At 64.2% G+C, this 26,902-nt stretch carries 25 protein-coding genes and 2 pseudogenes; 13 read left to right on the top strand and 14 right to left on the bottom strand.

Going from position 1 to position 26,902, the window contains the following annotated elements:
• Positions 1-3: 3 nt before the first annotated feature.
• The 4 genes from B0G82_RS30835 to ftrA form a co-directional block, all read right to left on the bottom strand.
• Positions 4-1,242: an ABC transporter substrate-binding protein gene (locus B0G82_RS30835; protein ID WP_121310077.1), complete on the bottom strand. Its 1,239-nt coding sequence runs from the start codon at positions 1,240-1,242 to the stop codon at positions 4-6.
• An 85-nt stretch (positions 1,243-1,327) separates the two neighbouring features.
• On the bottom strand, positions 1,328-2,740 hold the full coding sequence (locus tag B0G82_RS30830) for a GH1 family beta-glucosidase (protein ID WP_121310076.1): 1,413 nt from the start codon (positions 2,738-2,740) through the stop codon (positions 1,328-1,330).
• Positions 2,741-3,003: 263 nt separating this feature from the next.
• Positions 3,004-4,218: a DUF2252 domain-containing protein gene (locus B0G82_RS30825; protein WP_121310075.1), complete on the bottom strand. Its 1,215-nt coding sequence runs from the start codon at positions 4,216-4,218 to the stop codon at positions 3,004-3,006.
• 163 nt (positions 4,219-4,381) lie between these two features.
• Positions 4,382-5,347: a transcriptional regulator FtrA gene (ftrA, locus tag B0G82_RS30820; protein ID WP_121310074.1), complete on the bottom strand. Its 966-nt coding sequence runs from the start codon at positions 5,345-5,347 to the stop codon at positions 4,382-4,384.
• 132 nt (positions 5,348-5,479) lie between these two features.
• On the opposite strand from ftrA, the gene B0G82_RS30815 reads away from it, so the two are divergent.
• From B0G82_RS30815 to B0G82_RS30805, 3 genes are all read left to right on the top strand, one after another.
• Positions 5,480-5,914 (top strand): rhodanese-like domain-containing protein, encoded by a 435-nt coding sequence (locus B0G82_RS30815; protein WP_121310073.1) that lies wholly within the window; start codon positions 5,480-5,482, stop codon positions 5,912-5,914.
• A gap of 80 nt (positions 5,915-5,994) precedes the next feature.
• Entirely contained in the window at positions 5,995-8,064 is a 2,070-nt protein-coding gene (locus tag B0G82_RS30810; RefSeq protein ID WP_121310072.1) for an EAL domain-containing protein, read from the top strand.
• A 91-nt stretch (positions 8,065-8,155) separates the two neighbouring features.
• Positions 8,156-8,962 (top strand): hypothetical protein, encoded by an 807-nt coding sequence (locus B0G82_RS30805; protein WP_121310071.1) that lies wholly within the window; start codon positions 8,156-8,158, stop codon positions 8,960-8,962.
• 24 nt (positions 8,963-8,986) lie between these two features.
• Here the strand turns inward: B0G82_RS30805 and B0G82_RS30800 are convergent, their stop codons facing one another.
• The 4 genes from B0G82_RS30800 to dapA form a co-directional block, all read right to left on the bottom strand.
• Positions 8,987-9,427 carry a polymer-forming cytoskeletal protein gene (locus B0G82_RS30800; protein ID WP_121310070.1) on the bottom strand — a complete coding sequence of 147 codons (441 nt, stop codon included), beginning with the start codon at positions 9,425-9,427 and terminating at the stop codon, positions 8,987-8,989.
• Between the two features lie 118 nt (positions 9,428-9,545).
• Entirely contained in the window at positions 9,546-9,944 is a 399-nt protein-coding gene (locus B0G82_RS30795; protein WP_121310069.1) for a hypothetical protein, read from the bottom strand.
• Positions 9,937-10,923, bottom strand: a complete 987-nt coding sequence (locus B0G82_RS30790) for a M23 family metallopeptidase (protein ID WP_121310948.1) — start codon at positions 10,921-10,923, stop codon at positions 9,937-9,939. Before B0G82_RS30790 ends, B0G82_RS30795 begins: the two co-directional genes overlap by 8 nt.
• 323 nt (positions 10,924-11,246) lie before the next feature.
• Complete coding sequence (dapA, locus tag B0G82_RS30785; RefSeq protein WP_121310068.1) at positions 11,247-12,170, bottom strand: 4-hydroxy-tetrahydrodipicolinate synthase; 924 nt, start codon at positions 12,168-12,170, stop codon at positions 11,247-11,249.
• Between the two features lie 385 nt (positions 12,171-12,555).
• Between dapA and B0G82_RS30780 the strand changes: the two genes are divergently transcribed.
• Complete coding sequence (locus B0G82_RS30780) at positions 12,556-13,848, top strand: aspartate carbamoyltransferase (protein ID WP_106282371.1); 1,293 nt, start codon at positions 12,556-12,558, stop codon at positions 13,846-13,848.
• Positions 13,849-13,902: 54 nt separating this feature from the next.
• Here the strand turns inward: B0G82_RS30780 and B0G82_RS30775 are convergent, their stop codons facing one another.
• Both B0G82_RS30775 and B0G82_RS30770 read right to left on the bottom strand, forming a co-directional pair.
• Entirely contained in the window at positions 13,903-14,754 is an 852-nt protein-coding gene (locus tag B0G82_RS30775; RefSeq protein WP_121310067.1) for an alpha/beta hydrolase family protein, read from the bottom strand.
• A 235-nt stretch (positions 14,755-14,989) separates the two neighbouring features.
• Complete coding sequence (locus B0G82_RS30770) at positions 14,990-15,481, bottom strand: winged helix-turn-helix transcriptional regulator (protein ID WP_121310066.1); 492 nt, start codon at positions 15,479-15,481, stop codon at positions 14,990-14,992.
• 339 nt (positions 15,482-15,820) lie between these two features.
• On the opposite strand from B0G82_RS30770, the gene B0G82_RS30765 reads away from it, so the two are divergent.
• The 5 genes from B0G82_RS30765 to B0G82_RS30745 all read left to right on the top strand — a co-directional run bounded on the left by B0G82_RS30765 (position 15,821) and on the right by B0G82_RS30745 (position 21,454).
• Positions 15,821-16,489, top strand: a complete 669-nt coding sequence (locus B0G82_RS30765) for a haloacid dehalogenase type II (RefSeq protein WP_116147938.1) — start codon at positions 15,821-15,823, stop codon at positions 16,487-16,489.
• A 239-nt stretch (positions 16,490-16,728) separates the two neighbouring features.
• A complete protein-coding gene (locus tag B0G82_RS30760) occupies positions 16,729-17,727 on the top strand; it encodes a phosphotransferase (RefSeq protein ID WP_199730189.1) in 999 nt (332 codons plus the stop codon).
• 126 nt (positions 17,728-17,853) lie between these two features.
• Positions 17,854-19,170 carry an aspartate aminotransferase family protein gene (locus B0G82_RS30755; protein ID WP_199730220.1) on the top strand — a complete coding sequence of 439 codons (1,317 nt, stop codon included), beginning with the start codon at positions 17,854-17,856 and terminating at the stop codon, positions 19,168-19,170.
• 221 nt (positions 19,171-19,391) lie between these two features.
• On the top strand, positions 19,392-20,126 hold the full coding sequence (locus tag B0G82_RS30750) for a cupin domain-containing protein (RefSeq protein ID WP_116149180.1): 735 nt from the start codon (positions 19,392-19,394) through the stop codon (positions 20,124-20,126).
• A gap of 2 nt (positions 20,127-20,128) precedes the next feature.
• Positions 20,129-21,454 (top strand): FAD-binding oxidoreductase, encoded by a 1,326-nt coding sequence (locus B0G82_RS30745; protein WP_116147933.1) that lies wholly within the window; start codon positions 20,129-20,131, stop codon positions 21,452-21,454.
• A 17-nt stretch (positions 21,455-21,471) separates the two neighbouring features.
• Here the strand turns inward: B0G82_RS30745 and B0G82_RS30740 are convergent, their stop codons facing one another.
• Positions 21,472-21,687, bottom strand: coding sequence for a hypothetical protein (locus B0G82_RS30740; RefSeq protein WP_116147932.1), 216 nt, complete (start codon positions 21,685-21,687; stop codon positions 21,472-21,474).
• A gap of 40 nt (positions 21,688-21,727) precedes the next feature.
• Positions 21,728-21,925: pseudogene (locus B0G82_RS30735) on the bottom strand (RidA family protein); the annotation flags it as partial.
• On the opposite strand from B0G82_RS30735, the pseudogene B0G82_RS30730 reads away from it, so the two are divergent.
• A pseudogene (locus tag B0G82_RS30730) lies at positions 21,909-22,019 on the top strand (LysR family transcriptional regulator); the annotation flags it as partial. The pseudogenes B0G82_RS30735 and B0G82_RS30730 overlap by 17 nt on opposite strands.
• Before the next feature lie 140 nt (positions 22,020-22,159).
• On the opposite strand, the gene B0G82_RS30725 reads toward B0G82_RS30730, so the two are convergent.
• The gene (locus B0G82_RS30725) at positions 22,160-23,038 is read right to left on the bottom strand and encodes an aldo/keto reductase family oxidoreductase (RefSeq protein WP_121310063.1); all 879 of its coding nucleotides are present in this window, start codon (positions 23,036-23,038) and stop codon (positions 22,160-22,162) included.
• Positions 23,039-23,142: 104 nt separating this feature from the next.
• Between B0G82_RS30725 and B0G82_RS30720 the strand changes: the two genes are divergently transcribed.
• Entirely contained in the window at positions 23,143-24,042 is a 900-nt protein-coding gene (locus tag B0G82_RS30720; protein ID WP_121310062.1) for a LysR family transcriptional regulator, read from the top strand.
• A 102-nt stretch (positions 24,043-24,144) separates the two neighbouring features.
• Here B0G82_RS30720 and B0G82_RS30715 read toward each other — a convergent pair whose 3' ends face one another.
• The gene (locus tag B0G82_RS30715) at positions 24,145-24,504 is read right to left on the bottom strand and encodes a response regulator (protein ID WP_121310061.1); all 360 of its coding nucleotides are present in this window, start codon (positions 24,502-24,504) and stop codon (positions 24,145-24,147) included.
• 280 nt (positions 24,505-24,784) lie between these two features.
• Here B0G82_RS30715 and B0G82_RS30710 point away from each other — a divergent pair, with 280 nt between their 5' ends.
• Entirely contained in the window at positions 24,785-26,002 is a 1,218-nt protein-coding gene (locus B0G82_RS30710) for a sensor histidine kinase (protein WP_121310060.1), read from the top strand.
• Between the two features lie 23 nt (positions 26,003-26,025).
• On the top strand, positions 26,026-26,514 hold the full coding sequence (locus B0G82_RS30705) for a GNAT family N-acetyltransferase (protein WP_116147926.1): 489 nt from the start codon (positions 26,026-26,028) through the stop codon (positions 26,512-26,514).
• Positions 26,515-26,902 lie beyond the last annotated feature (388 nt).

The raw sequence follows: 26,902 nt of genomic DNA, 5'->3' as shown, positions 1-26,902 counted from the left end.
CACCTAGCTCTTCAACGCGCTGGCGAACGCTTTCTGCGCGTCGTCGACGGACTGGTTCTTGTTCCAGAAGTTGGTGACGACGTCGATCAACGCGCCCTGCGTGTCAGGCGAGAGCAGCATTTCCGGATTCGGCAACTGACGCGACTTGTCCTTCATGATCGCAATGCCCTCCTTCGCGCAGATGTCGAGGCTGCCGGCGTCCACGTCGGGACGAATCGGAATCGAGCCTTTCTTCGCGCTGAATGCCACTTGCGCGGCCGGCGAGGTCATCACCGTGGCAAGCAGATTCTGCGCTTTGATCGTGGTGGGATTGTCCGTTTTCGGGAACACGAATACGTCGCCCGCGACCAGATACGGCGAATGCGGACCGAAACCCGGGAAGCAGCCGAAGTCCTTGCCCGCGCTCTGATTGGCCGCCGAGAACTCGCCCTTGGCCCAATCGCCCATGATCTGCACGCCCGCTTTGCCGGAAATAACGAGCGCCGTGGCATCGTTCCAGTTGCGGCCGGGCGAACCCGGGTCGACGAAATCGTGCAGGCGCTTGAACGACGCCAGCACTTTCTTGAACGCGTCCGACTTCACGGCGTTCATGTCGCGATCGCGGTACACCTTCATGTAGAGATCGGCACCGCCCACGTCCGCCAGCACCGCGTCGAAGGTGATTTTCTCCTGCCAGGGCTGGCCGCCGAGCGCGAGCGGAATCACACCCGCGGTTTTCAGCTTGCCGAGATCGGCGATGAACTCGTCATAGCTTTTCGGCTCGCCTGCAATGCCCGCTTTCTGGAACACCGGCTTCGAGTAGAAGAACCAGGCGGGCATATGGATATCGACCGGCGCGGCGTAGTAATGTCCCTTCACCTTGATGCTGTCGAGAATCGATTGCGGGAACACGCCGTTCCAGTTCTCTTTCGCGGCGACGTCGTCGACATTGTTCAGCAGGCCCTGGTCGATCAGGTCGTGAAACTGCCTGGACGTATTGAACTGCGCAGCCGTGGGTGGGTCGCCGCCGACGATCCGGTTGATCGCCGTGGAGCGCGCCTGATCGGCGCCGGCCACCGCGTTGTCGACCCACTGGCCGCCGGCCTTGTTATACGCATCGGCAAACTGGCGGATCGCGGCCGACTCGCCGCCCGAGGTCCACCAGTGAATCACGTTGGCCTTCAAAGGCTCCGCCTGCGCAACGACGCCATACAACGCCAGTGCCGCAACCACGCCTCGCAAGACCAGTTTTTTGCTGTTCATTCCGTCTCCTCTCGATCATGCAACCAACTTGCGCCAAGCCTTGGCACCCGTGTTTCAAGTCGACATACAAACCAGCTTTCACCTGCTATTCCGTGCGTGCCTTGCGCTCCTTCAGGAATTTCGACACCAGCTCCGCGCTGCGTTTGATCGTGCGTTTCTGGGTAGCGTAATCGACATGCACGATACCAAAGCGACGCTCGTAGCCGAAGGCCCACTCGAAGTTGTCCATCAGCGACCAGAGAAAATAGCCGCGAATCTCCACGCCGGCCTTGATCGCCTGATCGACCGCGGCAAGATGGCGTTTGAGGAACGAGATACGCTGGCTGTCCTCGACCTGAGCGTCGATCACCTTGTCGTCCGAGGCCATGCCGTTTTCGGTGATGTAGACCGGCGGCAGGTTCGCGTAGGTGGCCTTGAATCCCGTCAACAGATCGCGCAGGCCGTCCGGATACACCTCCCAACCCATCTGCGTGCGCTCCACGCCATCGAGCGGCACATCCCTGAAGCCGTGCGCGCCGTCGCTCGCGACGTTCGTGCGGAAATAATAGTTGATGCCGAGGAAGTCCAGCGGCGCGGCGATGGTTTGCATGTCGCCGGCGAGCACCAGCGGCTCGGTGCCCGGCCACAACTCGAACAAGTCCTGCGGGTAGCTGCCCTTGAGCAGCGGATCGAGAATCCACGCGTTGTGCTGGACTTCGAACAGATGCGCCGCACGCTGGTCGGCGGCGCTCTCGCTGTTGGCCGTGCCGCGTCCGACGTTGGCGACGATGCCGACTTGCGCCGCTGGATCGTTGGCACGCAACACCGGCGCCGCGAGACCGTGCGCCAGCAGCAGATGATGCATGGCCTGCGTGGCGTAGCGCGCGTCGGCGAGTCCCGGCGCGTGGTGGCCGTTGCCGTAGCCGAGATAGGCCGAGCACCACGGCTCGTTGAGCGTCATCCACGCATCGACGCTGCCGGTCAGTTCGCGGCTCATCAGGTCGGCGTAATCGGCGAAACGGTAGGCGGTATCGCGATTGAGCCAGCCGCCGCGATCTTCCAGGTGCTGCGGCAAGTCCCAGTGATACAGCGTGACGAAGGTCGTGATGCCCTTCTCTTTCAGCCGCGCCAACAGGCGTTGGTAGAAGTCGATACCTTTGCGGTTCGGCGCGCCGGCCGCGTCCATCACGCGCGGCCAGGCGATCGAGAGCCGGTAGGCTTCGAGGCCGAGGCCGACCAGCAGGTCGATGTCGGCTTCCCAGCGATGATAGTGATCGCAGGCCACCGCGCCGGTGTCGCCGGCCAGCACTTTGCCGGGCTTCGCCGAGAACGTGTCCCAGATGGACGGCAGGCGGCCGTCTTCGTTCACAGCGCCTTCGATCTGATACGACGCGGTGGCCGCGCCCAGCAGGAAATTCTTGCGCCACAGCGACGAGTCCGCGGGCGGCGTGAATGGATCGGCGAGTGATGACGAATGGGGAGAGAGAACGTCGGATACAGCGGATGTGTCATTTGCCACGGATTCCTCGCTGAGGTCGTTGAACCGGGTACGGTGGAAGCCGGAACGCCCATCCCCGGGACCTGGGGTGGAAGCGCTTCCACAACACCCGCGAACGATAGCAGCGGCGGATTCGACGCAGCAATCAGGGTTTGTCTGGAGCGATGGCTGGCATGCCCGGCGCGGCGATGCGCCGGGCATTGCAAGAGCCTTTGTCAGCGGTAGCGCGAATCTGTTGCAAGCGTGGCGGGCGCAATCTCACACGCGACCTGCGCGACGCAATCTCACGGCTGTGCGGCCAGGTTGAACGCGCCGCTGTCATACGCTTCGCAGTAGGTTTTCCAGTCCGCCACCACCTGCGCCTCGCACTGCGTCGCGCTTTCCACCAACGGCAACTGCCAGTCCCGGCGATTGCCGAACGCGATCAGATCGTCGGCGATCGACGACTTCTGCCGCCCGCCGCTGCGCAGATGCGCCCACGCGCTCAACTCGGCCATGCTGCCGACCACCTCTTCGAGACGCGGCAGCTTGCCGTCCCAGTCGCTCAGGGCCACGCGATCTTCGGAAGGCTGCAAGCTGCGCAGCACATACGAGCGCTGATTGAATTCGACCGCATGGAGGAACGCCTGCGAGACCGCCTGATTGCGCCGCTGGATTTCGACGACGCGTTGCGCTTCCGTCTGCCACGCCGGCTGCGGCGTGCCGACGTGCGGCGTCACGGAAGAAGGCAGCGCCTCTTTCAGATCGATCAGATAGTTGCCATCCGGCGAGCCTTTGCCTTCGACGAGAATCACGTAACGATCCACGCCCAGGCTCCCCGTGCCGGCAATCCGGCGCGCCACGTCGAGAATGCGGAAGAAGTCGGGATTGGGCTCGCCCGCGGCGAACTTCTGCATGAACTGCGTGACGGCGGCACGCTGCGTGTCGCTGACCGCCAGCGCTTTCTTGCCGTCGACTTTCAGCGTGCGGGTCTTGCCCTTGAGCACCGTGCGCCGGTCCAGATGCGCCACCCGCGTGCGGCTGGCAAGCGCGACGAACAGATCGCGCACCATACCGATCGCGGTTTCCGCTTCGATCCAGCGTGATTTGCCGTTCGCCAGCGCCGCGCCATACTTTTCCAGCGCGACCTGGCACAGCGCCAGCGCCTGCGCGCGGCTCAGCTTGAGATCGCTCGCGCCCACCAGCACGCTCGTCAACAGGCGCACCAGCTCGTAAAGGTTCGGCGCGAGGCAGGCTTCGTCGAAGTCGTTATTGTCGAAGTAGATCAGCCGGTTGTCGCCCTTGTAGCTGCCGAAATTTTCCAGATGCATGTCACCGCAGATCCACACCGGCGGCGCGTCATCGAACACCTTGGCTTGGGGCAGGCGTTCGTAAAACAGGTGACACGTGCCGCGCAAAAACACGAACGGCGACGTGCGCATGGCTTTGTATTTCATCGCGAGCCGTTCGGGATCACGACCGGCGTTAAAGCTGGCGATCGTCCTGGCAATATCGAACATGAATTTCCTTTGAATGCGAGCATGGCGTGCATTGCGAGGACCGACGGCGTAGACCGTGCGGCGCGGCAACCGACTGTTCGACAGTAGACCACACCGCGCTCCGCAAACACCTGGTTTTGGCATTCACCTTCGACAGCGCTTGCGCGTCGCGCGCATCTGAACGCTAAGCCGTTTCCCGCGCACCGAACTTCTTGCGGTACGCACCCGGACTCGTCAACGCAATGCGCCGGAAGTGCCGCCGCAACGATTCCTCGGAACCGAAGCCCGCCAGTTCCGCGATGCGCGCCATCGGCAGCGGCGCCTGCGCCTCGAGCAGTTCGCGCGCGATGGCCACGCGTTCGCGCACCAGCCATTCATAAGGCGCCATGCCGGTGGCATCGTGAAACTGCCGCTGCAGTGTGCGCGGGCTCATTGCCGCCCGCTCGGCGAGCGAGCGCAACGTATGCGGCAAAGCAGGATGAGTGCGCACCCAGTCCATCAGTCTGGACAGACGGCCGCTGTCGTCCTGCGGCATGGGGCGCGGCACGAACTGCGCCTGGCCGCCCTCGCGATGCGGCGGCACCACGAGCCGCTGCGCGACCCGGTTCGCCACCGCGCTGCCGTGATCGCGCCGCACCAGATGCAGCAGCATGTCGAGCCCCGCCGCCGAACCCGCCGACGTGATGATCTGCCCTTCGTCGACATACAGCGCGTCCGGCTGTACATGCAAGTGTGGATAGCGCTGCTGCAATTTGTCGGCATAGCGCCAGTGAGTCGTGACGGTCTTACCGTCGAGCACGCCCGCAGCCGCGAGTACGAACACGCCGGAGCAGATCGAACAGAGGCGCGCGCCGCGCGCGTAGGCGGCGCGGATTTTCTTCAGGAGCGGTTCGGGCGGCACTTCGTCGGCATCGCGCCACCCGGGAATGACGATGGTGTCGGCACGCTCCAGCAATTTGAGCGTATAAGGCGCGGCAAGCGTGATGCCGCCCGCCGCCCGGATCGGCCCCGGCTCGCTTGCGCAGACCGCGAAGCGATACCAGTCCACGCCGAGTTCAGGACGCTCGAGCGCGAACAGTTCGGTCACGCAGCCGAACTCGAAGGTGCAGAGCCGGTCGTAAGCGAGCGTAACGACGAGATGATTGTGCATGGCGTGATGTTACCGGATATTGACGATTCCGCCACTTATCCCTCATGGCGCGCGGCGCCACAATGAAGGCGTCTGAACCGCGATCCCAGGCAACCCACACACCTACTACTCCTATCGGAAACTCACGTCACCATGCCGACCCTGAACGCCGTTACCCAAATTCCCGCCGCCGACAGCGCCGCCGCGCAAGCTCACTTTCAGGCCACGCTGCAATTCGAAACCGATTGCGCCGATGTCCACGGCGCGCTCGCGAGCGGCGCGCCCGGCTTTGTGCTGCTCGACGTGCGCGGCCCCGCGCTGTTCGCGCAGGGCCATGTGCCGGGCGCGCTCAATCTGCCGCACGGCAAGATCGTGGCCTCCAGGCTCGCTGACTATCCGCCGCAGACGCTCTTCGTCACGTACTGCGCGGGGCCGCATTGCAACGGCGCTGCGCGCGGCGCGCTGCGCCTCGCCCAGTTGGGGCGGCCCGTCAAGCTCATGAGCGGCGGCATCACCGGCTGGCTCGACGAAGGCTTCGCCCTGACGCAAACGGCGTCCGCCGGCGAGGTGGCCAAAGCCAATGGCTGACTTATTGAGAATCGATTAAATAAAAGCCTCGGGCTGTCGATAACAAGTTCAGCCGCTTCCCCTTCGCGGTTGGACTGAACATGCAGAGCTCATATAATTTTTGGCTGGTCACCATCTCGTTCGCCGTTGCGACGCTGGCGTCGTACACGGCGCTCGACCTGACCGGCCGCATTTTCCTGCTGGCATCGGCGCGGCTTCGGCGCGTCTGGCGGCTGGGCGGCGCTGCATCGCTCGGCTGCGGCATCTGGTCGATGCACTTCATCGCCATGCTCGCCTTCTCGCTGCCGATTCCGCTCGGCTACGACCTGGCGACGACCGCCACGTCGCTCGCGCTCGCGATCGGCGCTTCCTATCTCGCCCTGTGCCTCACGACCCACGAACGGCTCACGGTGGGCCGCCTGCTGGCGGGCGGCGTGCTGATGGGCTTAGGGATCGCCGGCATGCACTACACCGGCATGGCGGCCTTGCAGATGGCGCCTGGCATCCGCTATCGGCCGGGGTGGTTCGCCGGTTCGCTCGCGATCGCGATCGGCGCGTCGACCGCCGCGCTGTGGATGGCCCGCGCGCTCAGCAACGACGACGCGCGCCACGTCGTGCGCAAGCGTGTGGCTGCGGCGCTGGTGATGGGCGTGGCAATCAGCGGCATGCATTACGCCGGCATGGCCGCCGCCGACTTCCTGCCGGGCGCCATCTGCGGCGCAGCCCAAGGCGTGAACGCCACCTGGCTCGCGACTTCGGTGATCCTGCTTACCTTTGCCGTACTGATCGTTACGTTGATGCTGTCGCGCTTCGATGCGCGCAACGCCCTTCTGACCGGTGCCGTGTCCAGGCTCAACGGTCAGATCGTGCGGCTCGCCACGCTCGACACCCTGACAGGACTGCCCAACCGCAGCACGCTGACCGAGCGCATCGAACGTGCGATCCTCGGCGCGCGGCGGCAGCGCACGCTGTTCGCGATCCTCTTCATGGACCTCGACGGCTTCAAGACCATCAACGATTCGCTCGGCCACTCGGCCGGCGACCAGGTTCTGACGGCGTTCGCGCAGCGCCTGCTGCAGTGCGTCCGCGAGACCGACACCGTCGCGCGGCTGGGCGGCGACGAATTCGTGGTGCTGGCCGAAAACCTCGGCTCGCGCGAGGATGCCGGCGCGCTCGCGGAAGGCGTGCTCGAACGCATGCGCGTTGGCGTGTGGACCGACTCGCAGCCGCTGCAGGTCATGCCGAGCATCGGCATCGCCCTCTATCCACACGACGGCGACACCGTCGAAGTGCTGTTGAAGCACGCCGACGCGGCCATGTACGAGGCCAAACGCGCGGGCCGCAGCACCTATCGATTCTTCGAACGCCGCATGAACGAGGCCGCCACGCGCACGCTGCAAATTCAGAACGCTTTGCACGACGCGCTCGCCGCCGGTCATTTTTCGCTGCACTTCCAGCCCAAGTTCGAAGGCAGCGGCAACTCGCTGGCGGGCGCCGAAGCGCTGATCCGCCTGCATCACCCGCAACTCGGCACGTTGACGCCGCTCGAGTTCATTCCGATCGCCGAGCGCTCAGGGCAAATCGTTCAGATCGGCTACTGGGTCGTGCGCGAAACCTGCCGGCAGATTCGCCAATGGCTCTCGCAAGGCCTGCCGTCGATGAAAGTAGCGATCAACCTGTCGCCGCGCCAGTTGCTGCAGCCGAACCTCGTGGCGAGCATGCTTGAAATCGTCAACGCCGAAGGCGTGGCCTGCGAGCAGATCATGTTCGAGATCACCGAAACCGTGGCCATGCAGGACGCGCCCAAGACCATCGAAATGATCCGCGAATTCCAGGCGAGCGGCTTCGAGATCGCGATCGACGATTTCGGCACCGGCTATTCGAGCCTTGCATACCTGCAGCGTTTTCGCGTCAAGCAACTGAAGATCGATCGCTTCTTCACCAATGGCCTCGACGCGCACGGCCCAGAGGGCAGCGCGATCGTGTCGGCGATCATCGCGCTTGCGCACTCGCTGGATATGGATGTGGTGGCCGAGGGTGTGGAAACTGAATCGCAACTCCACATGCTCAAGACGATGAGGTGCGACGAGATGCAGGGCTTCCTGCTCGGCAAGCCGCTCAACGCCGACGACTTTGGCAACCTGCTGCGGGACAGAATGGTGGCCGCATGAACCTGACGATCACCTGAAGCGCACGGCGCGGCCGGCGCTGGACTTCGTTTCACGAGCAAAAAATAACACGCAGGTCAGGTGTGGAGACTTCATGAAATTCGATGTAGCGACGTTTACTTCGCTGTGGTTGACCACGTTTTTGTGCTGCGCCTTGCTCACGACCGCGCTGTCGCGCATGTTCGCACGCGTGAGCGCGTTCCGCTTCTGGGCCGTCGGGTTCTATCTGCTCGCCGCGTCGTCCGCCTGCTTCACCCTGCATCTCACCTGGCGTCACGACGTGCTGCTGATCGCCACCGCGACGCTCGCGCTGCAAAGCCGCATGCTGATCTGGGCCGGCACACGCGAGCTGTTCGGCGCGATAGCGCCGTGGCGCGCCGGTCTGGCTGTCACGGCCGTGTTCTGCATGCTCTATGCCGGCGCGCTGATTTTCAAAGTGCCGACCGTGTTGCGCGCGGTCCTGCTCGCACTGTTTTTTCTGCCGGTTCGCGCCGCCACGCTGTATGAAGTGTGCCGCCGGCGCCGTCCGCACCTCGGGCCGGCCCGTCTGATCGCGATGATCGGCGGCACGATCGTTACGCTCAACACCATCGTGCCGCTCGTGCTCGTGCTGCTCGACCGCACCAATCTATCGCTGCTGCTCGGCAATCCGCAGACCACGTCGGCGCTGTACGCCGTGGTGTTCGCGGGCGATCTGCTGCTGGCGAGCGGCCTGATCGTGCTGGCTTTCAAACTGCAGATCGTCGAGCGGGACATGCTCGCCACGCTCGAACGAGTCGCCATGGAACGGCTCGCCGCGAACCGGGAATTGCGTGCGGAGCGCACTGGGCGCCCCGTACCCGGCGCCCCGCTCGGCCACGACACGCCGGCGCCGCGCCAGCCGCTGCCGGGATCGATCTGATTCGCCGGGTGGGCGCTGTGACGCCTAGCCGGCCTTGCGCTCGTCGAAGGCGCTGTCGGCCACCGACACCAGATGCGGCGTCGCCCCCTGCGCCGCTTGCGCCGCGTCGCGTTTGGTGAGCTTGCCGTCCACCGCCGCGCCGCAATCCATCCGCAACTGCTGGTAGTAGATGTTGCCGGTCACATGCGCATTGCTCTGCAACTCGACGAAGTGATCGGCAATCACGTCGCCGACGATCCTGCCGTTGACCACGACGTCGTAGCCGTGCACGTTGCCTTCGATCGAGCCGCGATCGCTCAGGACCAGCAGCGTCTGGCCGCCCGGCTCGCCGCTGACGTTGCCCGTCACGTGGCCGTCCATGCGCAGGCCGTCGCTGAACTGCAGGTCGCCGGTGATTCGCACGTCGTGAGCGATCAGGGTGGCGAGCTTGGTTTGCTGGATGCCGGTGCTTTTCTTCTTGAACATAACAATTTCCTCGAAATGAAACGGGTCGTCGCGTGATGTTGGGCGTGGCGACGAGCCTGGGGGCGGCTGCTTTGCGTGCTTTTCGGTTTGCAGCTTGCGGTTCGCCTGGTTCGCGCGGTTAGCTGCGCGGCGCGGCGGTGGTTGCGGGAGAACGCCGCTTGCTCTGGCCTCGCAGAAACTGCAATTCCGCGCTGAGCCGCGCGACCTCGGCTGCGGCGCTGTCCGCCGCCTTCTGCACCGCGGCGCGCGCCGCCGTCTCTTGCTCCAGCGCGAGCCGCGTGCGGGCCAGCTCGGTCTGCTTCGTTGCTTCGTCGACGGGCGCGGGGGTGCATTGCTCAGGCGGCATGCCGGCGCGCCTCGCGTGCCAGGCCGTGAGCGCCGCCGCGCCCGCGCATGCGCACAGCACGCACACCACGGCCCACACCGTCATGCGAAACACCACCGAGCGCGTGGGCCGAAGCGTGTAGGCGCGATGGGTGAGACTGCGCGCGTCGCGCGGAGAGTGCCGTTTAACCATGAGCCGCGGGCGCAAACAGCGCGAGGTAAGCCACCGGGTTGACCGGCGCGCCGTCGACGAGGACTTCGAAATGCAGATGCGGGCCGGTGGAACGGCCGGTCGAGCCGACATCGGCGATGTATTGCCGCGGCAGCACCAGATCGCCGACATGCACGACGATTCGCGACGCATGGCCGTAGCGAGTCATCAGCCCGTTGCCGTGATCGATTTCGACCGCGTTGCCATAGCCCGATTTCTCGCCGGCGAAGACCACGCGGCCGCCCGCCGCCGCCAGAATCGGCGTGCCGGTTTTAGCGACCAGATCGAGCCCGGGATGAAAGCTCAACCGATGCGTGAACGGATCGGTGCGATTGCCGAACGGCGACCCGAAGCGCGCGCCGTCGGCGGGCATGCGGCCCGGAAAGGCGGCGTAGGCGAGAGCGTGATCGGCGGTCTGCTGTTCGAGCGCCGAGAGGGTCGCGGCAAGGCAATCCAGATGCTCGCCCGTGCGCCCGGCATCCGCATGGCGGCCCAGCGACGGCGTGAGGTCGCTACAGCGACGCGGCGGCAAGGCCGGGCCGCCCTCGCCTTCGCTGTCGGTGGCGGAGCTGTCGGCTTCGGACGCCGCGGACGCCGCAGCCGGTGCGACGGGCGCCGCTGATGCGCGCGGCGCGGGCCGAGGCGTGTTCAGGCGTGCTTCGAAATCGCGCAAGTCGCCGACCTGCGCCGTGAGTCGCGCGATGCGCGGTTCGATCTGCGCCACCGACGCGTTCAGCTTGCCAAGCTGGTCGATTGCATAGTCGTGCTCGACGCGGACCGACGCCTGATCGCCGGAACCGTTGCGCGCGAACCAGTGAGCGCCGATCGCGAAGCCCGCGGCAAGCGCCAGCACGGCCGCGCCGCCGGCCGCGCTCACGGCGAGCGTCAGCGCGGTACGGCGTGTGACGAAGCCGACCGAGCCGCTGGAAAGCTGGCTGCCGGCGCGAAACACGGAAGCCATCAGCGGCTCCTCGCGCGTGCCGGGCCCGCGGCGCGCGCCCACCTGTACGCGCCACGACGCCGGCCCGAAACCGGCAACGCACAAGGCGCGCCGGCCGTGCGACGCGTGGCGGGCGATTGCAAACGGGACAGTAGATCAGTGAACGGGGCTAACTGCATACGGCATCGACCGGCTACGCGCCGGCCGCGATAATGACTGAGGGCGCCGATTATCCCCTGGCAGCACGAAGCATCATCTCAAATACAGGACGCCAGGACGATGTGCCGCGCGCGGCGTGGATGCCGGGCACTTCATGCCCCCCCGTTTCGCCATGAACGCCCCCGTCAAACCGATACTCCGGTCTCCCGCGACTCGCTCCACTCCCGTTCAATCAGGGCTTCGAGCCGCTCGACCAGCGCACCGCTGGCGCGCGTCATCGGCATGCGCAGTTCGTCGCGTATCAGGCCTTGCGCAGCCAGCAAGGCCTTGACCGGAGCGGGATTCGGCTCGGCGAACAGCGCCTGGATCAACGGCACGAGCGCGTGAAAAATGTGCCGGCCCTCGGCGAGCCGCCCCGCCGCGAGCGCGCGATACATCTCGACGAAGCGCTCGGGCCGCAGATGCGCGGACGCCGCGATCGCTCCGCTGCCGCCCAGGCACAAGGTACTGAAAATATTGATGTCCTCGCCGGCAAGCACCTGCAAGCGAGCGTCGCGGATCAGCGCGAGCGTGGTGTCCGGCGAACCGGCGCAATCCTTCACCGCCTGAATCCGCGGATGCGCCGCGAGCGCGAACAGCGTGTCGAGTTCGAGCCGCACTCCCGTTCGAGACGGAATGTCGTACAGGACGACCGGCTTCTCGCTGGCATCGGCCAGCGCCATGAAGTGCGCGACGATGCCCGCCTGCGAAGGCCGGATGTAATACGGCGCGGCCATCAGCACGCCGGCGACCGGCAGCGCGTTCAGTTGCTCGATGCGCTCGCGCATGCGCGCCGTGTGATTGCCGGACACGCCGGCCACCACGGGCAGCGCACGCCCATCCCGCGCCAGATGGGCGGCGGACTGCGCTTCGTCGAGAATCGTCGCCAGCACGGCGTCCTGTTCGACGGCGTCGAGCGCGGCCGGTTCGCCGGTCGTGCCGAGCGCAACCAGTCCGGCGATGCCCGCGCCGGTATAGCGCCGCACCAGCGCGCGCAACGCGGCGTGATCGACGGCGCCGTCGGCGAACGGCGTGATGAGCGGAATCCAGATACCCGAAAAAATAGACATGTCTTTACCTCGATGACGACCGTATCGATTCCGTCAGGCGGTGCGAGGGAGGAAAGACAGGAAAGTGCCCAGGCGGGCGTTGACCGGCTGTTCCGTCGCACATCTGACGGAACAGCAAGCTCCGGTCAGATGAGCGGCTGTTTTTTGGCTTTGGCGCCGGCGTTCGAACCCGACGCGCGTGCGGCAACTACGCTCGCGAGAGCGAGACGTGCGGAGGTCGACGGGCGGAGTCTGAGCGTGGGGCCGGAATGCATGAGACGCAGTGTAACCGCGGCCGACGCAGCCTGGCAAAGTGCATCTCGAAATTGCTTGACATCTGCCGCAGGAAAACTAATATACGCACCGCGTACATCAGCCCGCCATTCCCTCTTCCGACAGGTGCCCCATGAGCGTCCCGCAACAAGCCTTCCTACGCGATGCGATGCGTCGCCTGAACATGACGCGCGACACATTCGCGAGCCGCATCGGCGTGTCGCGCCGGGCGCTCGACACGTGGCTGCTGCCGGACGACTCGCAGGAATCGCGGGCCATGCCGGAGATCGTCGAGCGCTTCGTGTCGGAAATCGTGGTGCACGGCGAGCCGGGCGAGAAATATACGCAAAGCGTAGACGCGCAATCGCTCGCCAGCCAGATGCTTTTCGAGGGCAAGCCGCAACTGCTCTCGGTGGATCAGTTCTCGCGCGACTCGGTGGAAGCGCTGTTTCGCGTGGCCGACATCATGCAGCCGATCGCCCGCCGCCGCAAAATCTCCCGCGTGCTGGAAGGCGCGGTGCTCGGCAATCTGTTCTTCGAGGCGAGCACGCGCACCCGCGTGAGCTTCGGCGCGGCATTCTGCCGGCTGGGCGGCTCCGTTTGCGACACCACCGGTTTCACGTTTTCGTCGATGGCCAAGGGCGAGTCGATCTACGACACCAGCCGCGTGATGAGCGGCTACGTGGACGCGCTGGTGATCCGCCATCCGGAGCAAGGCTCGGTGGCCGAATTCGCGCGCGCCACCAACGTGCCGGTCATCAACGGCGGCGACGGTCCGGGCGAGCACCCGAGCCAGGCGCTGCTCGACCTGTACACGATCCAGCGCGAGTTCTCGCGCCTCGGCAAGATCGTCGACGGCGCGCATATCGCGCTGGTCGGCGACCTCAAATACGGGCGCACCGTGCACTCGCTGGTCAAGCTGCTGGCGCTGTACCGCGGCATCAAGTTCACGCTGATCTCGCCGCCCATGCTCGAAATGCCGAGCTACATCATCGAGCAGATCTCGCGTAACGATCACGTGATCGAACAGACCACCGATCTGACCACCGGGCTGCGCGGCGCCGACGTCGTGTACGCCACGCGCATTCAGAAAGAGCGCTTCACCGACGAATCGTTCGAAGGCTACACGCCGGATTTCCAGATCAACCAGGCGCTGGTGGACAGCGTATGCGGCGCCGATACGCTGATCATGCACCCGCTGCCGCGCGACAGCCGGCCGGGCGCGAACGATCTGAGCGTCGACCTGAATCACGATTCACGGCTGGCAATTTTCCGGCAAACCGACAACGGCATTCCGGTGCGGATGGCGATTTTCGCGGTACTGCTGGGCGTCGAGAAACTGGTCCAGCATTCCATGCGCGATGCGGCATGGCGCCCGCCCGCCTATCTCGGCCCGGACGATGCGGTGTTTCACGGCATCGATTGATGGATCAGTGGGCGGCTTTTTTAACCGTTCCGCCGCACACCAGGCACAGTCTCATCAAGCCGCGGCGCTTGCCGCCATGGCCCCGTTGCGTTTGAATGCCCCGGCGAAAAACAGCACCTGATACTGCACCGCATTGGCCCAGTACTTCCAGGTGTGGCCGCCGGGCCGCTCCGCGTAGTCGTGCGGCACGCCGAGTTCGACCAGGCGCTCATGCAGCGTGCGGTTCGATTGCACCAGCGAGTCGTTGACTCCGCAGTCGATCGTGAGCGCGATATGCGCGTTGCCGAAACTGCGCGCGTTCTCGACGATCGCCTCGTTGTTCCAGAAGTCCGCGTGCCGCATCGGATCGCCAAAAACCTGGTCGATGCCGGGCTCATCCTCGCAGCCACGCGGGTCCACCGCGCCGCTGATGCTGCCCGCGGCGCCGAATTCGTCCGGCCGGTGCAGCGCGATATGCAAGGCGCCGAAGCCGCCCATGCTCAAGCCGGTAATGGCGCGCGCCTGACGTGTCGCGATCGTGCGGAAATGCGCGTCGACGTAACCCACTACCTCGGTGCCCATATAGGTTTCGTAACGGCTGTGAGGATCGACCGGGCTGTCGATATACCAGCTTTCGTGGCCGCCGTCGGGCATCACGAGGATCACGTGATAGCGGTCGGCCAGCTTGCCGATCTGCGAATTCGTGGTCCAGTCGGTGTAGTCGCCGCCCGAGCCGTGCAGCAGATAGACGACCGGAAAGCGGTCGGCCGCCTTGCCGCGCGCATATTGATCGGGCAGCACGACCGTCGCTTCGAGCGACTTATGCATGGCCGCGCTCGGAATGACGACGACCCGCGACTGAAACGCCCACGCAGGCGCCGTAAAGAGCAGCGTCAGAATGAGCCAGAACGTACGAGCTTTATTCATGGTTTGTCGCGCTTCCCTTTCCAGAAGTCCGAAGAAAACTGTCCGGCATACGGCGGCAAAATTCTGTCGACGACTCTAGCAATGGCGACTTACAACCAAATTTCAGCGAAACATACGGTCTCGTCAGCTTGGCTTCGCGAGCGAGCGTGCGATCGCGACCCGCTGCGGCCTGTCCGCCCAGATCGCTACGATCTTCAAAATCGAGGGCGTGACCGCATGATGGGCGGCGACAGCCTCACTTCGCAGTAAAGAGCGCCTCGAGACGACCGCGCTTCCTGACAATGGGCGATTCGACGATCACGTAGCTGAAGTACGTCTGGATCCCGATGTCGCGCTCGAGCAGCCCCTCGATCACGCTGTGGTAGTGCGCGATGTCGCGCGTCACGAACTTGAGCAGATAGTCGTAGCCGCCCGTCGCGTGATGGCACTCCAGGATCTCGTCGATGTCGCGAATGGCGTCGATAAAACGCACGAAGTCCTCGCGGCGATGATCCGCGAGTGTGATCTTGGCGAACACGATCTGGACATCGCCGAGCTTCTCGATCTTCAACAGCGCGCCGTAACCCGCGATGTAGCCCGCCGTCTCGAGCCGTTTGACACGCGTCAGGCATGGGCTGGGCGACAGTCCAACAGCGTCGGACAGTTCCACGTTGGTCATGCGGCCGCGCATTTGCAACTCGGCGAGAATGCGCAAGTCCAGCCGGTCGAGTGTGCAATCCGTTTTCATCCCCGCCCTGCCTCCTTTCCGTCAGGCGCCTCCATACGAGCGCCTCGGCGTACTCCACGGGCTCAATAGTAGCCCGGCACGCACTCCCGACGATAAGACGATCCTGCTATTTGCTCCTGATTTTGCATCGCGTCACACCTCGCCGCAGGAACTGCCGTGAATCCCATCAACAACGGGTAAAAACCTGTTTTTTTCCGTCCTTAATTCGGTTTAGTAGCGAAGTCATTCCCGTTTAAATTTCATCTATCGACATTTCCATCGGTGCTTGCCTGAACTGGTGTGCGGCAAGCCCTTCATTCAAGAGTCCCTTGGGATTCGTCACTCATCGAGACTGAAGACATGATCGACTTCGAGCCAAAATTCATCACGTTCGACTGCTACGGCACCCTCGTCAACTTTCGCATGGCCGACACGGCGCGCGAAATCTACGGGAACCGCCTCCACGGCGACGCGCTGGAAAACTTCGTCAAGCTGTTCGCCGCCTATCGGCGCGACGAAGTGCTCGGCGCCTGGAAACCCTACCGCCAGGTCGTCCTGAACGCCGTGCGCCGCGCCTGCGAACGCACGGGCGTGCCGTTCGCCGAAAGCGAGGCCGAAAAGTTCTACCTGGCAGTGCCGACGTGGGGCCCGCATCCGGACGTCCCGGAAGGTCTCTCGCGCCTCGCGAAGAAATACAGGCTGGTGGGCCTGACCAACGCGGACAACGCGCAGATCGCGAGCAACATCGAAAAGCTCGGGGCTCCCTTTCACGCCGTCATCACGGCCGAAGATGCCCAGGCCTACAAGCCGCGTATGCAAGGCTTCGAATACATGTTCAGGAAGCTCGACGTGCAGCCTCACGAAATCCTGCACGTCTCGTCGAGCCCGCGCTACGACCTGATGACGGCGCACGATCTCGGCATCGTGCACAAGGCGCACGTGCTGCGCGGCCATGAACCGGAAGCGCCGGAATACGGTTATACGGCCGTCAGGAGCATCGTCGAACTGGCCGAGCAGCTTGGCCTGTAAGCGATTTGCGCCTCCTTGGCCGACGTGTTCGACGGCGGCCGGGGATTCGCATCGCACGACCGATCTGACGTCTGTCCCCAGGTCGACAGCACGTCGGAAACGTCCTGCTCCACTGCAGTCCACCTTCTCGCGCCGCATTGCCCATGTTCACGCCCAGCCCTTCCGCAAGCTTATGCACAACGTCCGCCGTTGCGCTCGATACCCTGTTGGAGAGCGGCCTGTCGGTCAGCTTCCCACGCTTGAATACATTCGATGCGCTCGCGATCACGCGCCGTGTGTACGGCATCGACGGCGCGGCTACACGGTTTGCGACCGAGAAGGACGACACGTTCCGCATCGACGCAAGCGACGGCGCGCGCTACGTACTGAAAATCTCAAACCCCGGCGAGACGCCCGAAGAACTCGACTTGCAGGTCGCCGCGATGCGCCATGTTGCCGCCGTCGCGCCCGACTTGCCGGTGCCGCGCGTGCTGCCGGGTATCGACGGGCAATTCGTCGTACCCGTGGCGTCGCCCCCGCAGCCGTATCGCACGGCGAGGCTCTACAGCTACCTCGAAGGCATGCCGCTGGACGCGTTGCGCGGGAGCGCGGTCGATCATTATGGGATCGGAGAGATGCTGGCGCGACTGCAAGCGGCCATGGCCGGTTTCCGCCATCCGCATCAGCACCGCGTACTCGCCTGGGACGTCAAGCATCTGGCGAGTCTGACGGGGCTGCAAACACATATCGCCGATCCTTCGCATCGCGCCTTCATCAGGGAGGCGTTCGCACGCTTCGCCGCGATCGAGCCGGCCCTGCGGCACTGTCCCGCGCAAGTCGTACACAACGACTTCAACCGCTCGAACATCGTCGCCAACCCGGGCGGCCGGAACTTCGTCAGCGGAATCATCGACTTCGGCGACACCGTGCACACCGCGGTAGCGATCGACGTCGCCACGGCGGTAATGAACCAGTTTCCGCTCAACTTCGATGCCGACGGCCCGCACGACCTGTTCGCCGACGCGCGCGACCTGCTGCGCGGCTATCTCGCGCGTGCCGAACTCAGCCGCGACGAACTGCTCCTGATCCCGCACCTGGCGATGGCGCGCGTCGCGGCGCGAGCGTTGCTGACTTCATGGCGCGCCATGCTGTTCCCGGAAAACGAAGCCTACATCCTGCGTTTCACACGGCCGGGATGGGAGCATTTGCGCTGGTTCATGCAGCGCGACCCTGAGACTGTTTCCAACGCCTTGCTCTAGTTCTTCCATCGCACCGCTCACCTCTCCGATTCTGACCGCCCTATGAACACTACCAGCACGTCGCAGCCGGCCGCCCAAACCGAGGCCGCCGATACCGGCAAACCGCACGACGCACTGCGCGGCGACATGCCGAACGGCTTCAATCCGTCGTCGCTCGATCACCTCGACGCCGGCACGCAACGGCACATTGCGCGCCGCTTACGGCTGCTCAGTCCGTCGTATCGATTGTTCTACGCCGAGCCCGTCAAAATCGTGCGCGGCGAGAAGGTCTATCTGTACGACGACCAGGGCAACGACTATCTCGATGCCTACAACAATGTCGTCTGCGTCGGGCACGCCAATCCGCGCATCGTCGATGCCGTCACCCGCCAGCTCTCGACGCTCTGCACGCATACCCGCTACATGCAGGAGCCGATCCTCGACTACGCCGAGGACCTGCTCTCGACCTTCAACACGTCGATCCGCGCGGGTCAGATGATGTTCACCTGCACCGGCTCCGAGGCCAACGACCTGGCTACGCGCATCGCGATGCAGTACACCGGCAAGACCGGCGTGATCGTGACCAGCGAGGCCTATCACGGCAACTCGCATCTCACTTCGAGCTTTTCGCCGTCGCTGGGCCGCAGGGCCTTGCTGGGTCCCTACGTGCGCACGGTGCCCGCTCCCGACTCGTACAGGATGACGCCGTCGGAGATCGGCCAGCGCATGGCCGGACAGGTTGAGTTGCAGATCGAGGACATTCGCCGTCACGGCGGCGGTCTGGCGGCGTTCATCGCTGATTCATTCTTCTCCTCGGATGGCGTGTTCGCCCACCCGACCGATGTACTCGCGCCGGTAGCCGAGGTGGTGCGCCGCGCCGGCGGCCTGTTCATCGCGGACGAGGTGCAGTCCGGCTTCGGGCGCAGCGGTACGCATATGTGGGGGCATGAGCGCCATGGCGTCGTGCCCGACATCGTTACGCTCGGCAAACCAATGGGCAACGGCTATCCGGTGGCGGGCCTGGTCGTGCGCCCGGAGGTGGTCGCAGGCTTCGGGCAGGACATGCGCTACTTCAATACCTTCGGCGGCAATTCGGTCGCGATCGCGGCCGCGCAGGCCACGCTCGACGTGCTGCGCGACGAGCACGTGCTCGACAACGCGCAGCGGGTCGGCGCGATCCTGCTCGAGGGCTTGAACGCACTGGCAAGGAAATACGAATGCATCGGCGACGTGCGCGGCACGGGCCTGTATTTCGGCGTCGAGATCGTGCGCGATCGCGCGAAGAAGGACACCGACATCGCGACGGCGCTCAAGATCGTCAACGGCTTGCGCCAGCGGCGCGTGCTGATTTCCGCGACCGGGCCGGACGCGAGTGTGCTGAAGATCCGCCCGCCGCTGGTCTTTGGCGCTAACGATGCCGACCGCCTGTTGACGGAGTTGGATACGGTGCTTGCCGCACTGTGACCGCCGATGACCGGCACGCGGACGTGTCTGGTCATCGGCAAACGGCCTGATGCGAGCACGTTGCCCGCGCAGAAGTGCCGGCAGTCCATCAGGCCCTCGACAAGCGTTTCTGCATTAACCGTTATTTAACGTCCGCTTGTTGGAGGGTTAATCATCCGGAGATGCTCGCGCCGCATAATTGCGTGCACGAACCATCATCCGCGCAATTCATGGGAGCAGAAGTGACTACAGCATTCGTATTGCACCGCGCCGAAGGTGCGCCTGTTTCGACCGCCTTCCGCAGGGGAGGTTTCGGCCAGAACGATCCCTTCGTACGCCATCGCGAGATCGCGTGGGAAGGGCCCGATTCGATGGCCGCGGGTCGGGTCAGCTTCATCGGCGAGCTCGACGTGGCGAGTTTTCCCCACATCGAAACCATCGTCGTAATGGAAGGCTCGCTCACGCTCGAAGCGCCCGGCATGGCGCCGCTGGTGCTGAGCCCGCAAGAGGGCGCGGTGATCGGCAAGGGTACTGCGCTTCGCTTCAGGGCGGAGTCGCGCGCGCTCTTCGTATTCTGTTCCGCGGCTTCCACCATGCCGACCAAAACAGGCTTGGTCCCGTTGCGCGCGCAAGCCGACTTCAAGCCATCCGCAACGCTTCCAGCAGAGGTACTACTGGGCCCGGCTCCCGAATGTCGCAGCGACAACGTGTTCACCGACGACGACGCGCAGTACAAAGCGGGTACGTGGGATTCGACGCCCTACCATCGGATCGTTCGCCCGCATCGCGTCAATGAGTTCATGCATCTCCTCGCCGGCGGCGTGCGATTCGCCGCGCCTGACGGCAGCGTGCTGTCCCTCGGCGCCGGCGACGCGCTCTTCGTGCCGCAGGGTGTGTCGATCGGATGGGAAAGCAGCGAACGCGTGGCGAAGTTCTACGTTACGCAAACTGTCCAGGCTCCAGCCGAACGAAATTGATCATGTCCCCTCCGCTGACTCACATTCAAACTTCGCCCACACTGCCTGCCGCCGCCGACGTGGTCGTGATCGGAGGCGGCATCATCGGCGTCTTTGCTGCCTATTACATGGCCCAGCGCGGCGTTTCAGTCGCCTTGGTCGAGAAGGGAAGGATTGGCGCCGAGCAGTCGAGCCGCAATTGGGGCTGGTGCCGACAGCAAAACCGCGACGAGCGTGAATTGCCGATCGCAAGCAAGAGCCTCGATCTTTGGGAACGATTTGCCGTCGAATCCGGTGAGGACACGGGCTTTCATCGCTGCGGGCTGTTGTACCTGAGCAATGACGACGCGGAGCTGGCCCGTTGGGCGAGTTGGGGCGACTTTGCAAAGACGGCGGGCGTGACGACCTACTTGCTCGATAGCAAGCAAGCCGCCGAGCGTGGGAAGGCGACCGGGCGAGCCTGGAAAGGCGGCGTCTTCTCGCCCAGTGACGGCACGGCCGACCCCGCGAAAGCCGCGCCCGCCGTGGCAACCGCACTCATGAAGCTAGGCGGCAGCGTGACGCAACATTGCGCGGCGCGCGGCATCGAGTTGGAGGGCGGCCGAGTCTGCGGCGTCGTCACGGAAGCCGGAGTCATCAAAACCCGGACAGTCGTGCTTGCCGGCGGCGCGTGGGCGTCCGCATTCTGCCGCCAGCTCGGCATCCGCTTTCCCCAGGCATCGATCCGCCAATCCATCCTTAGCGTCTCGCCTGTCGAGCATCCCTTGCCGGACGCGTTGTTCACTTCCGGCGTATCGATCACCCGCCGAAACGACGGACGCTACGCACTGGCGATCAGCGGACGGGCGCGCGTGGACGTGACGCCGCAGTTCCTGCGATTCGCCCCGCAATTCGTGCCCATGTTCGCCAAGCGTTGGCGCAGCCTTCTTCCGGGCGGACTGGAAGGCGTGCGCGGCGGTCATGAGACGCTCAAGCGGTGGCGGCTCGACGCGCCCACACCCATGGAGCGCGTACGCATCCTGGATCCGAAACCCGATATGCCTACCGTGAGGGAAACGCATCGCCGCGCCATCGAACTGCTGCCCGAACTTGGCAAAGCGAAAATCACACATGCGTGGGCAGGCTTCGTCGACAGCACACCCGACGGCGTGCCGGGTATCGGCGAAGTGCCGGGCGTACCCGGATTGATCCTGGCTGCGGGCTTCTCCGGTCACGGGTTCGGGATCGGGCCCGGCGCTGGACATCTGATCGCGGATCTGGCCACCGGTGCGACGCCGATCGTCGACCCTATCCCGTATCGGCCTGCCCGATTTGCCCACTCGGCATGGGGCAAGGTCGCTGACTTTTAGAAGGGCGGAAGGCGCGGTCACTGCAACAAGCGCCGTGCCACGAGGAGCGTGGGCACGGCGCTTTTACGGATAACGCGGATTACGCGGTCCGAAGTAACGCTGCGCCAAAGCGACCCGATACTGCCCATGGCCCCGCCGCCCACGACGACGACGTCGCAGCGTCCGCCATGCAGATCAGGCGAATTGCCGACAAATGGCTCGGACGTATCCAGCCAGTAAGAACTGAAACGCATTGCACTCTCCAACGCTGGCGCACCGATTCGATCGGACCGGCTACACCCAAGCCACCGCTTCGACCTCGATCTTCAGACCGAAATGCAGCGCGGGAACCGGAACCACCGCGCGAGCGGGTCTCGCCGCTCCAGCCCAACGCGCATAGATCTCATTGAACGTCGCCTAATACTCGATATCGACGATATAAACACGAACCTGGACCAGTTTCGTGACGTCGCTGCCCGCACCGGTCATCGCCCTCACGCCCACGCGGCAGGGGCTGACGATCCGTCAGCGCGTGTTTCTGGAAGCCGCGAAACAAGCCTTCGATCCAGCGCCCTGGCGGAAATGATCACTCGATTGATCCCGGTGGAACATCAATCGCCCGGAACACTGCAGTTATAGCCCCGGCGGCTCGCTTTGGTTCTGTCGCGCCAGGGATAACAGGCCGAGCATGACGCCGCCTGCATAGGATTCCTTTGTGATCGGCGACTAGAACCGTGTGGCACCGCCGATCGCGTCCAGTTCCGCGCAAACCTCGGCGGACAACTTCAACTGCGACGCCTGCAGGTTTTCACGCAGATGCCCGACGCTCGACGTGCCTGGGATCAGCAGAATGTTAGGTGCCCGTTGCAACAGCCACGCGAGCGCCACTTGCATCGGCGTCGCGCCGAGTGTTTGTGCAATCTCCGACAGCGCGGACGACTGAATCGGCGTGAACCCGCCCAGCGGAAAAAACGGCACATACGCGATGCCCTTGCCCGCGAGTTGGTCGATCAGCGCGTCGTCCTCCCGGTGAACCAGGTTGTAGTGGTTCTGCACGCAGACGATTTCCGCGATGTGACGCGCCTCCTCGATCTGCGTCGCCGTCACGTTGCTCAAGCCGATGTGGCGCACGAGTCCACGTTGTTGCAGTTCGGCCAGCGCCGTGACCTGCTTTTCGATCGACCCTTCGGCGGGCGCGTGAATGTCGCCCATGTTTCGCATGTTGACGACCTCCAGCGCGTCGAGACCGAGATTGCGCAGATTGTCGTGCACGCCGCGCTCGATATCGTCGGGTTCGAGCGCCGCCAGCCACGCGCCGTCGCTGCCGCGCACGGCGCCTACCTTGGTGACGATCACGAGGTCGGCGGGATAAGGATGCAGCGCTTCACGGATCAACTGGTTGGTAATGTGCGGCCCGTAAAAGTCGCTCGTATCGATGTGGTTGACGCCCGACGCCACCGCTTCGCGCAGCACCGCGAGCGCCGCGTCGCGATCCTTCGGCGGCCCGAAAACGCCGGGGCCGGCCAGTTGCATGGCGCCGTAGCCCATGCGTCGCACCGGGCGGCCGGCGAGCGGAAAGGTGTCCGTGGTGCTGAGATTCGACATGATGCGCTCCTTGGTGAGTGGTTGAACGCAAGTATGGACGCGGTTGCGCTGTTGAACAAAGCCGTCTAACGTGTACGGGTTGTTAAAAATTTCGCACAATCGCCATGGAATTAAATGATCTGGCTGCTTTCGTCTCAGTCAGCCGCGCGGGTGGCTTTCGCGACGCGGCGCGCATCAGCGGCGTATCGGCGTCGAGTTTGAGTATCGCCGTGCGCCGTCTGGAGGCAAAGCTCGGCCTGCGCCTGCTCAACCGCACCACGCGCAGCGTGGCGCCAACCGAGGCCGGCTTGCGGCTCATCGAGAAGCTGTCGCCGCTCTTCAGCGAAATGGAAGCGGCGCTGGACGTGCTGAACGTGTTCCGGGACAAGCCGGCCGGCACGCTGAAGCTCAACGTGCCGTCGAGCGCTGCTCGCATCGTCTTGCCGGGCATCATCGCCGCGTTTCTGAAAACGTATCCCGACATCCGCGTCGAGGTCGTGGTCGAGGATGGTTTCGTCGACGTGCTGTCGATCGGCTGCGACGCCGGGATTCGCTATGACGAGCGGCTCGAGCAGGACATGATCGCGATCCCGATCGGACCGCGCGTGCAACGCTTCGCCACGGCGGCGGCGCCGGGCTATCTGGACACGCACGGACGCCCCGATCATCCCAGCGAGTTGCTTTCGCACGCCTGCCTGCGCGGTCAGTTCGCCGGCGGCGCCATGCCGATCTGGTATTTCGAGCGCGACGGCGAAGTGCTGCAGCTGAATCCGTCGGGGCCGCTGCTGGTGCGGCCGGGCGCGGCGATCGATCTCGCCGTCAGCGCGGCCATCGCCGGCGTGGGTGTCGTTCACCTGTTTGAAGACATGATGCGCCCGCATCTCGACAGTGGCGCACTGGAGCCGATTCTGGAGCCGTGGTGGCAGCGTTTTTCAGGCCCGTTCCTTTACTATCCGGGGCGTCGTCATTTGCCGGCGCCGTTGCGCGCATTCGTCGATTTTTTGAAGGTGATCAATTCTGACTGATGCAGCGACGCGGAATATGCAGGGCAATATTGCCGACCAGCCCAAGAAACGGCACGCGCGTTTCGGAAGAAATCGCCCATTGCACCGCGAGTCCATCAGTAGTCAGGGCTGCGGTTTGCACAGCTGCGCGACCGTCGTCAGAAAAAGCGTCGCGCCCACCGGCTTTCTCAGACAGATATCCCAGTTCTTGCCCGCACTTTCGTTAGGCGGAACGGCGGTATGCACGATAATCGGAACGTTGGCGAGCGCCGGCATCCCTTTCAGCCGACGGCACAATTCGGCGCCGTCCATGAGCGGCATCATCCAGTCCGTGATGATCAAGGCGGGCACGTGGGCCGCGACGCGCGCGACCGCCTCCACGCCGTTGCTCGCGCAAGCAACTTCGTAGCCTTCGTTCTCGAGTATCAGGCGCCACGCCGCGAGGATTTCCGGCTCGTCGTCCACCAGCAAGATTGAGTGCATCGGGGGCCGCCGGGTTGAACGTCCGGCTGGACGTTGTTGTTACCTCCCGACAGCCCGCAAGAGGTGTTCCACTATCCGCACTTACACCGATAATGATGAGAATATTCGGTTGTCACCACGTTTTCGGAGCCCGTGATGGCGGAACGCTTGCCGGCCCGGCCTATCGGTCACGGCGGCCCGGAGTATCGGCCTGCCGGACACAACATGCGCGTCCGGTCGGACGCGTCCGAATGCTGCCAGCCTTTTGTCACTTGTAGAAACTTCATCCCACTGCGCCATCATGACCGATACACGCGTTAGCCCTTTGCGCAATTTTGCCGACTTCGTCCGCGCGGAGCGGACCCGACTGACCGAGCAATGGATGAATGCCGTCTTCGGCGACACCGATCTCGTCGAAGCGGACAAACTCACTTACCAGCAACTCGCCGATCATCTGCCGGAAATTCTCGAAGGACTGTGCGTGGCGCTCGATGTCGAAGATCTCGAACGGGTCGAGACAGCCATCGAGCGCGATGCGAGAAAGCATGGCAAGGTGCGCTGGCGCCAGGGCTATCGCATCGAGGAACTGGTGCGCGAACTCGATCTTTTCCATCAGGTGCTGGCCGGGGCGCTCGAAGAATTCGCCGGTCTCGACAGCACCTTCACGCGCCGCCATGAGAGCCGGGCGCGCCGCCTGATCGCCGAGACGTTCAGCATGGTTACGCTCACGTCGATCAAGGAGGTCGTGAGTGAACGGGACCGCAAGATCGACGAGTACACCGGCCAGCTCGAGCGCGCCAATCACGAGCTGGTGCTGAAGCAGCGGCTGGTGAGCGACCTGTACGAGTCGCGCATGCAGATCACACGCAGCGTGGTGCACGATCTGCGCAACTTTCTGAACGCGTTTTCCATGGCGTTGCAATTGATCGCGCGCGCGCCGGCAAAAGCCGAAATGGCGTTGACGCTGGCGAACCGTCAGGCCACCGACATGAAAGAGCTCGTCGAGCAGATGGTCGAGTACTCCGTGGTGCTCGGCGACGGCGCCCCGCTCGCACTCGAACCGGTCGAACCGCGCGAGCTATTCGATGAACTCGTCGCCTCGTCGCGTCCTTCGACCGAAGCAAAAGGACTCACGTTGCGCGCGGTGTGCGATCCCGCTTTGACCGCCGTCATTTCCAATCGTCTCAAGCTCAAACAGATTGCCGTCAATCTGCTCTCCAACGCAATCAAATACACGAAGTCGGGGCAAATCGAATTGAGCTTCGCGATGGCCGGTGCGGAGCATTGGTCGATTCGCGTCGCGGATACTGGCGTGGGTATCGCGCCATCGGATGCGGAGCGCGTGTTCGGCGAATTCGAGCGCGCCGCGGGCGACGAGATCCCCGGCACGGGCCTCGGTCTCGCTATCGTCAAGGAATTGTGCCGCGTGTTGAACGGGCAGATCGACTTTGTCTCGCGCGAGGGGGTGGGCACCCGGTTCGAGATACGCTTCCCGCTGGTGCTGGTGGAACCGCAATAGAACCGCGCGGCCAACGAACACCCATGATCGAGATCGCCACTGCCGAATTCCCGCAGCAACTGGAAACGGTCCGGGCCATCTTCCGCGAATATGCCGGAAGCCTGGACATCGATCTCGGCTTCCAGAACTTCGAATCTGAGCTCGCCGGCTTGCCCGGCAAATTCGCCGCACCAAGCGGCCGGGTGCTTCTCGCGTACAACCGGGAAGAACTGATTGGCTGCGTCGCCATGCGGCCTCTCGACGACACCACGTGCGAAATGAAGCGGCTCTATGTCCGTCCATCGGGACGCGGTCTGCGGGCCGGCAGGCAATTGGCAACGCGGATTTGCGATATCGCGAGAGACGCGGGATATCACCGCATTTGTCTCGACTCGCTTCCCACCATGCAGGCGGCGCTCGATCTTTACGCATCGCTGGGTTTCGCACGGATTCCCGCTTACGTCTTCAATCCAATTGCCGGCGCGGTATTTCTGGAGCGCAATCTGGTTCGCCCGGAAAATCAATCGAGCTGATCGGACAATGCCGCACTGATTAGTGAGTGCGTTTAGCAATCGTTTTGGTGGCGTGAGTGGCGTAGCGCGAGTGCTGTAGGTGCCGTGAGCGACGCAAGCGACGTGAGCGGCAATCACAACGCTAATCCGCCCTGGCACCGCCCATCGACAAACATTCGCTCATCGCGCCGCCTCTGTCGCTCAGCCCTCGCACGACCACCTCCGATGATTTGCCATCGCGTCTCGCCAATTCCGCAAGATCGAGCAACGCGGCGTAGCGAGCGGAGCATTCTTGCGACGGTTCACTCGCTCCACGTGTATCCACCGGCACGGCGAGGCGGCTCATCGCAAGCGCCGCTCCCGCGGCCACGACAACCGCTGCCAACGCGCCTGCTTTATAGAACCGCCG

It is taken from the genome of Paraburkholderia sp. BL17N1, from assembly GCF_003634175.1.
GTDB lineage: Bacteria > Pseudomonadota > Gammaproteobacteria > Burkholderiales > Burkholderiaceae > Paraburkholderia.
The sequence above is the reverse complement of the archived record's forward strand: the minus strand, read 5'-3'. Positions and strand labels throughout refer to the sequence as shown.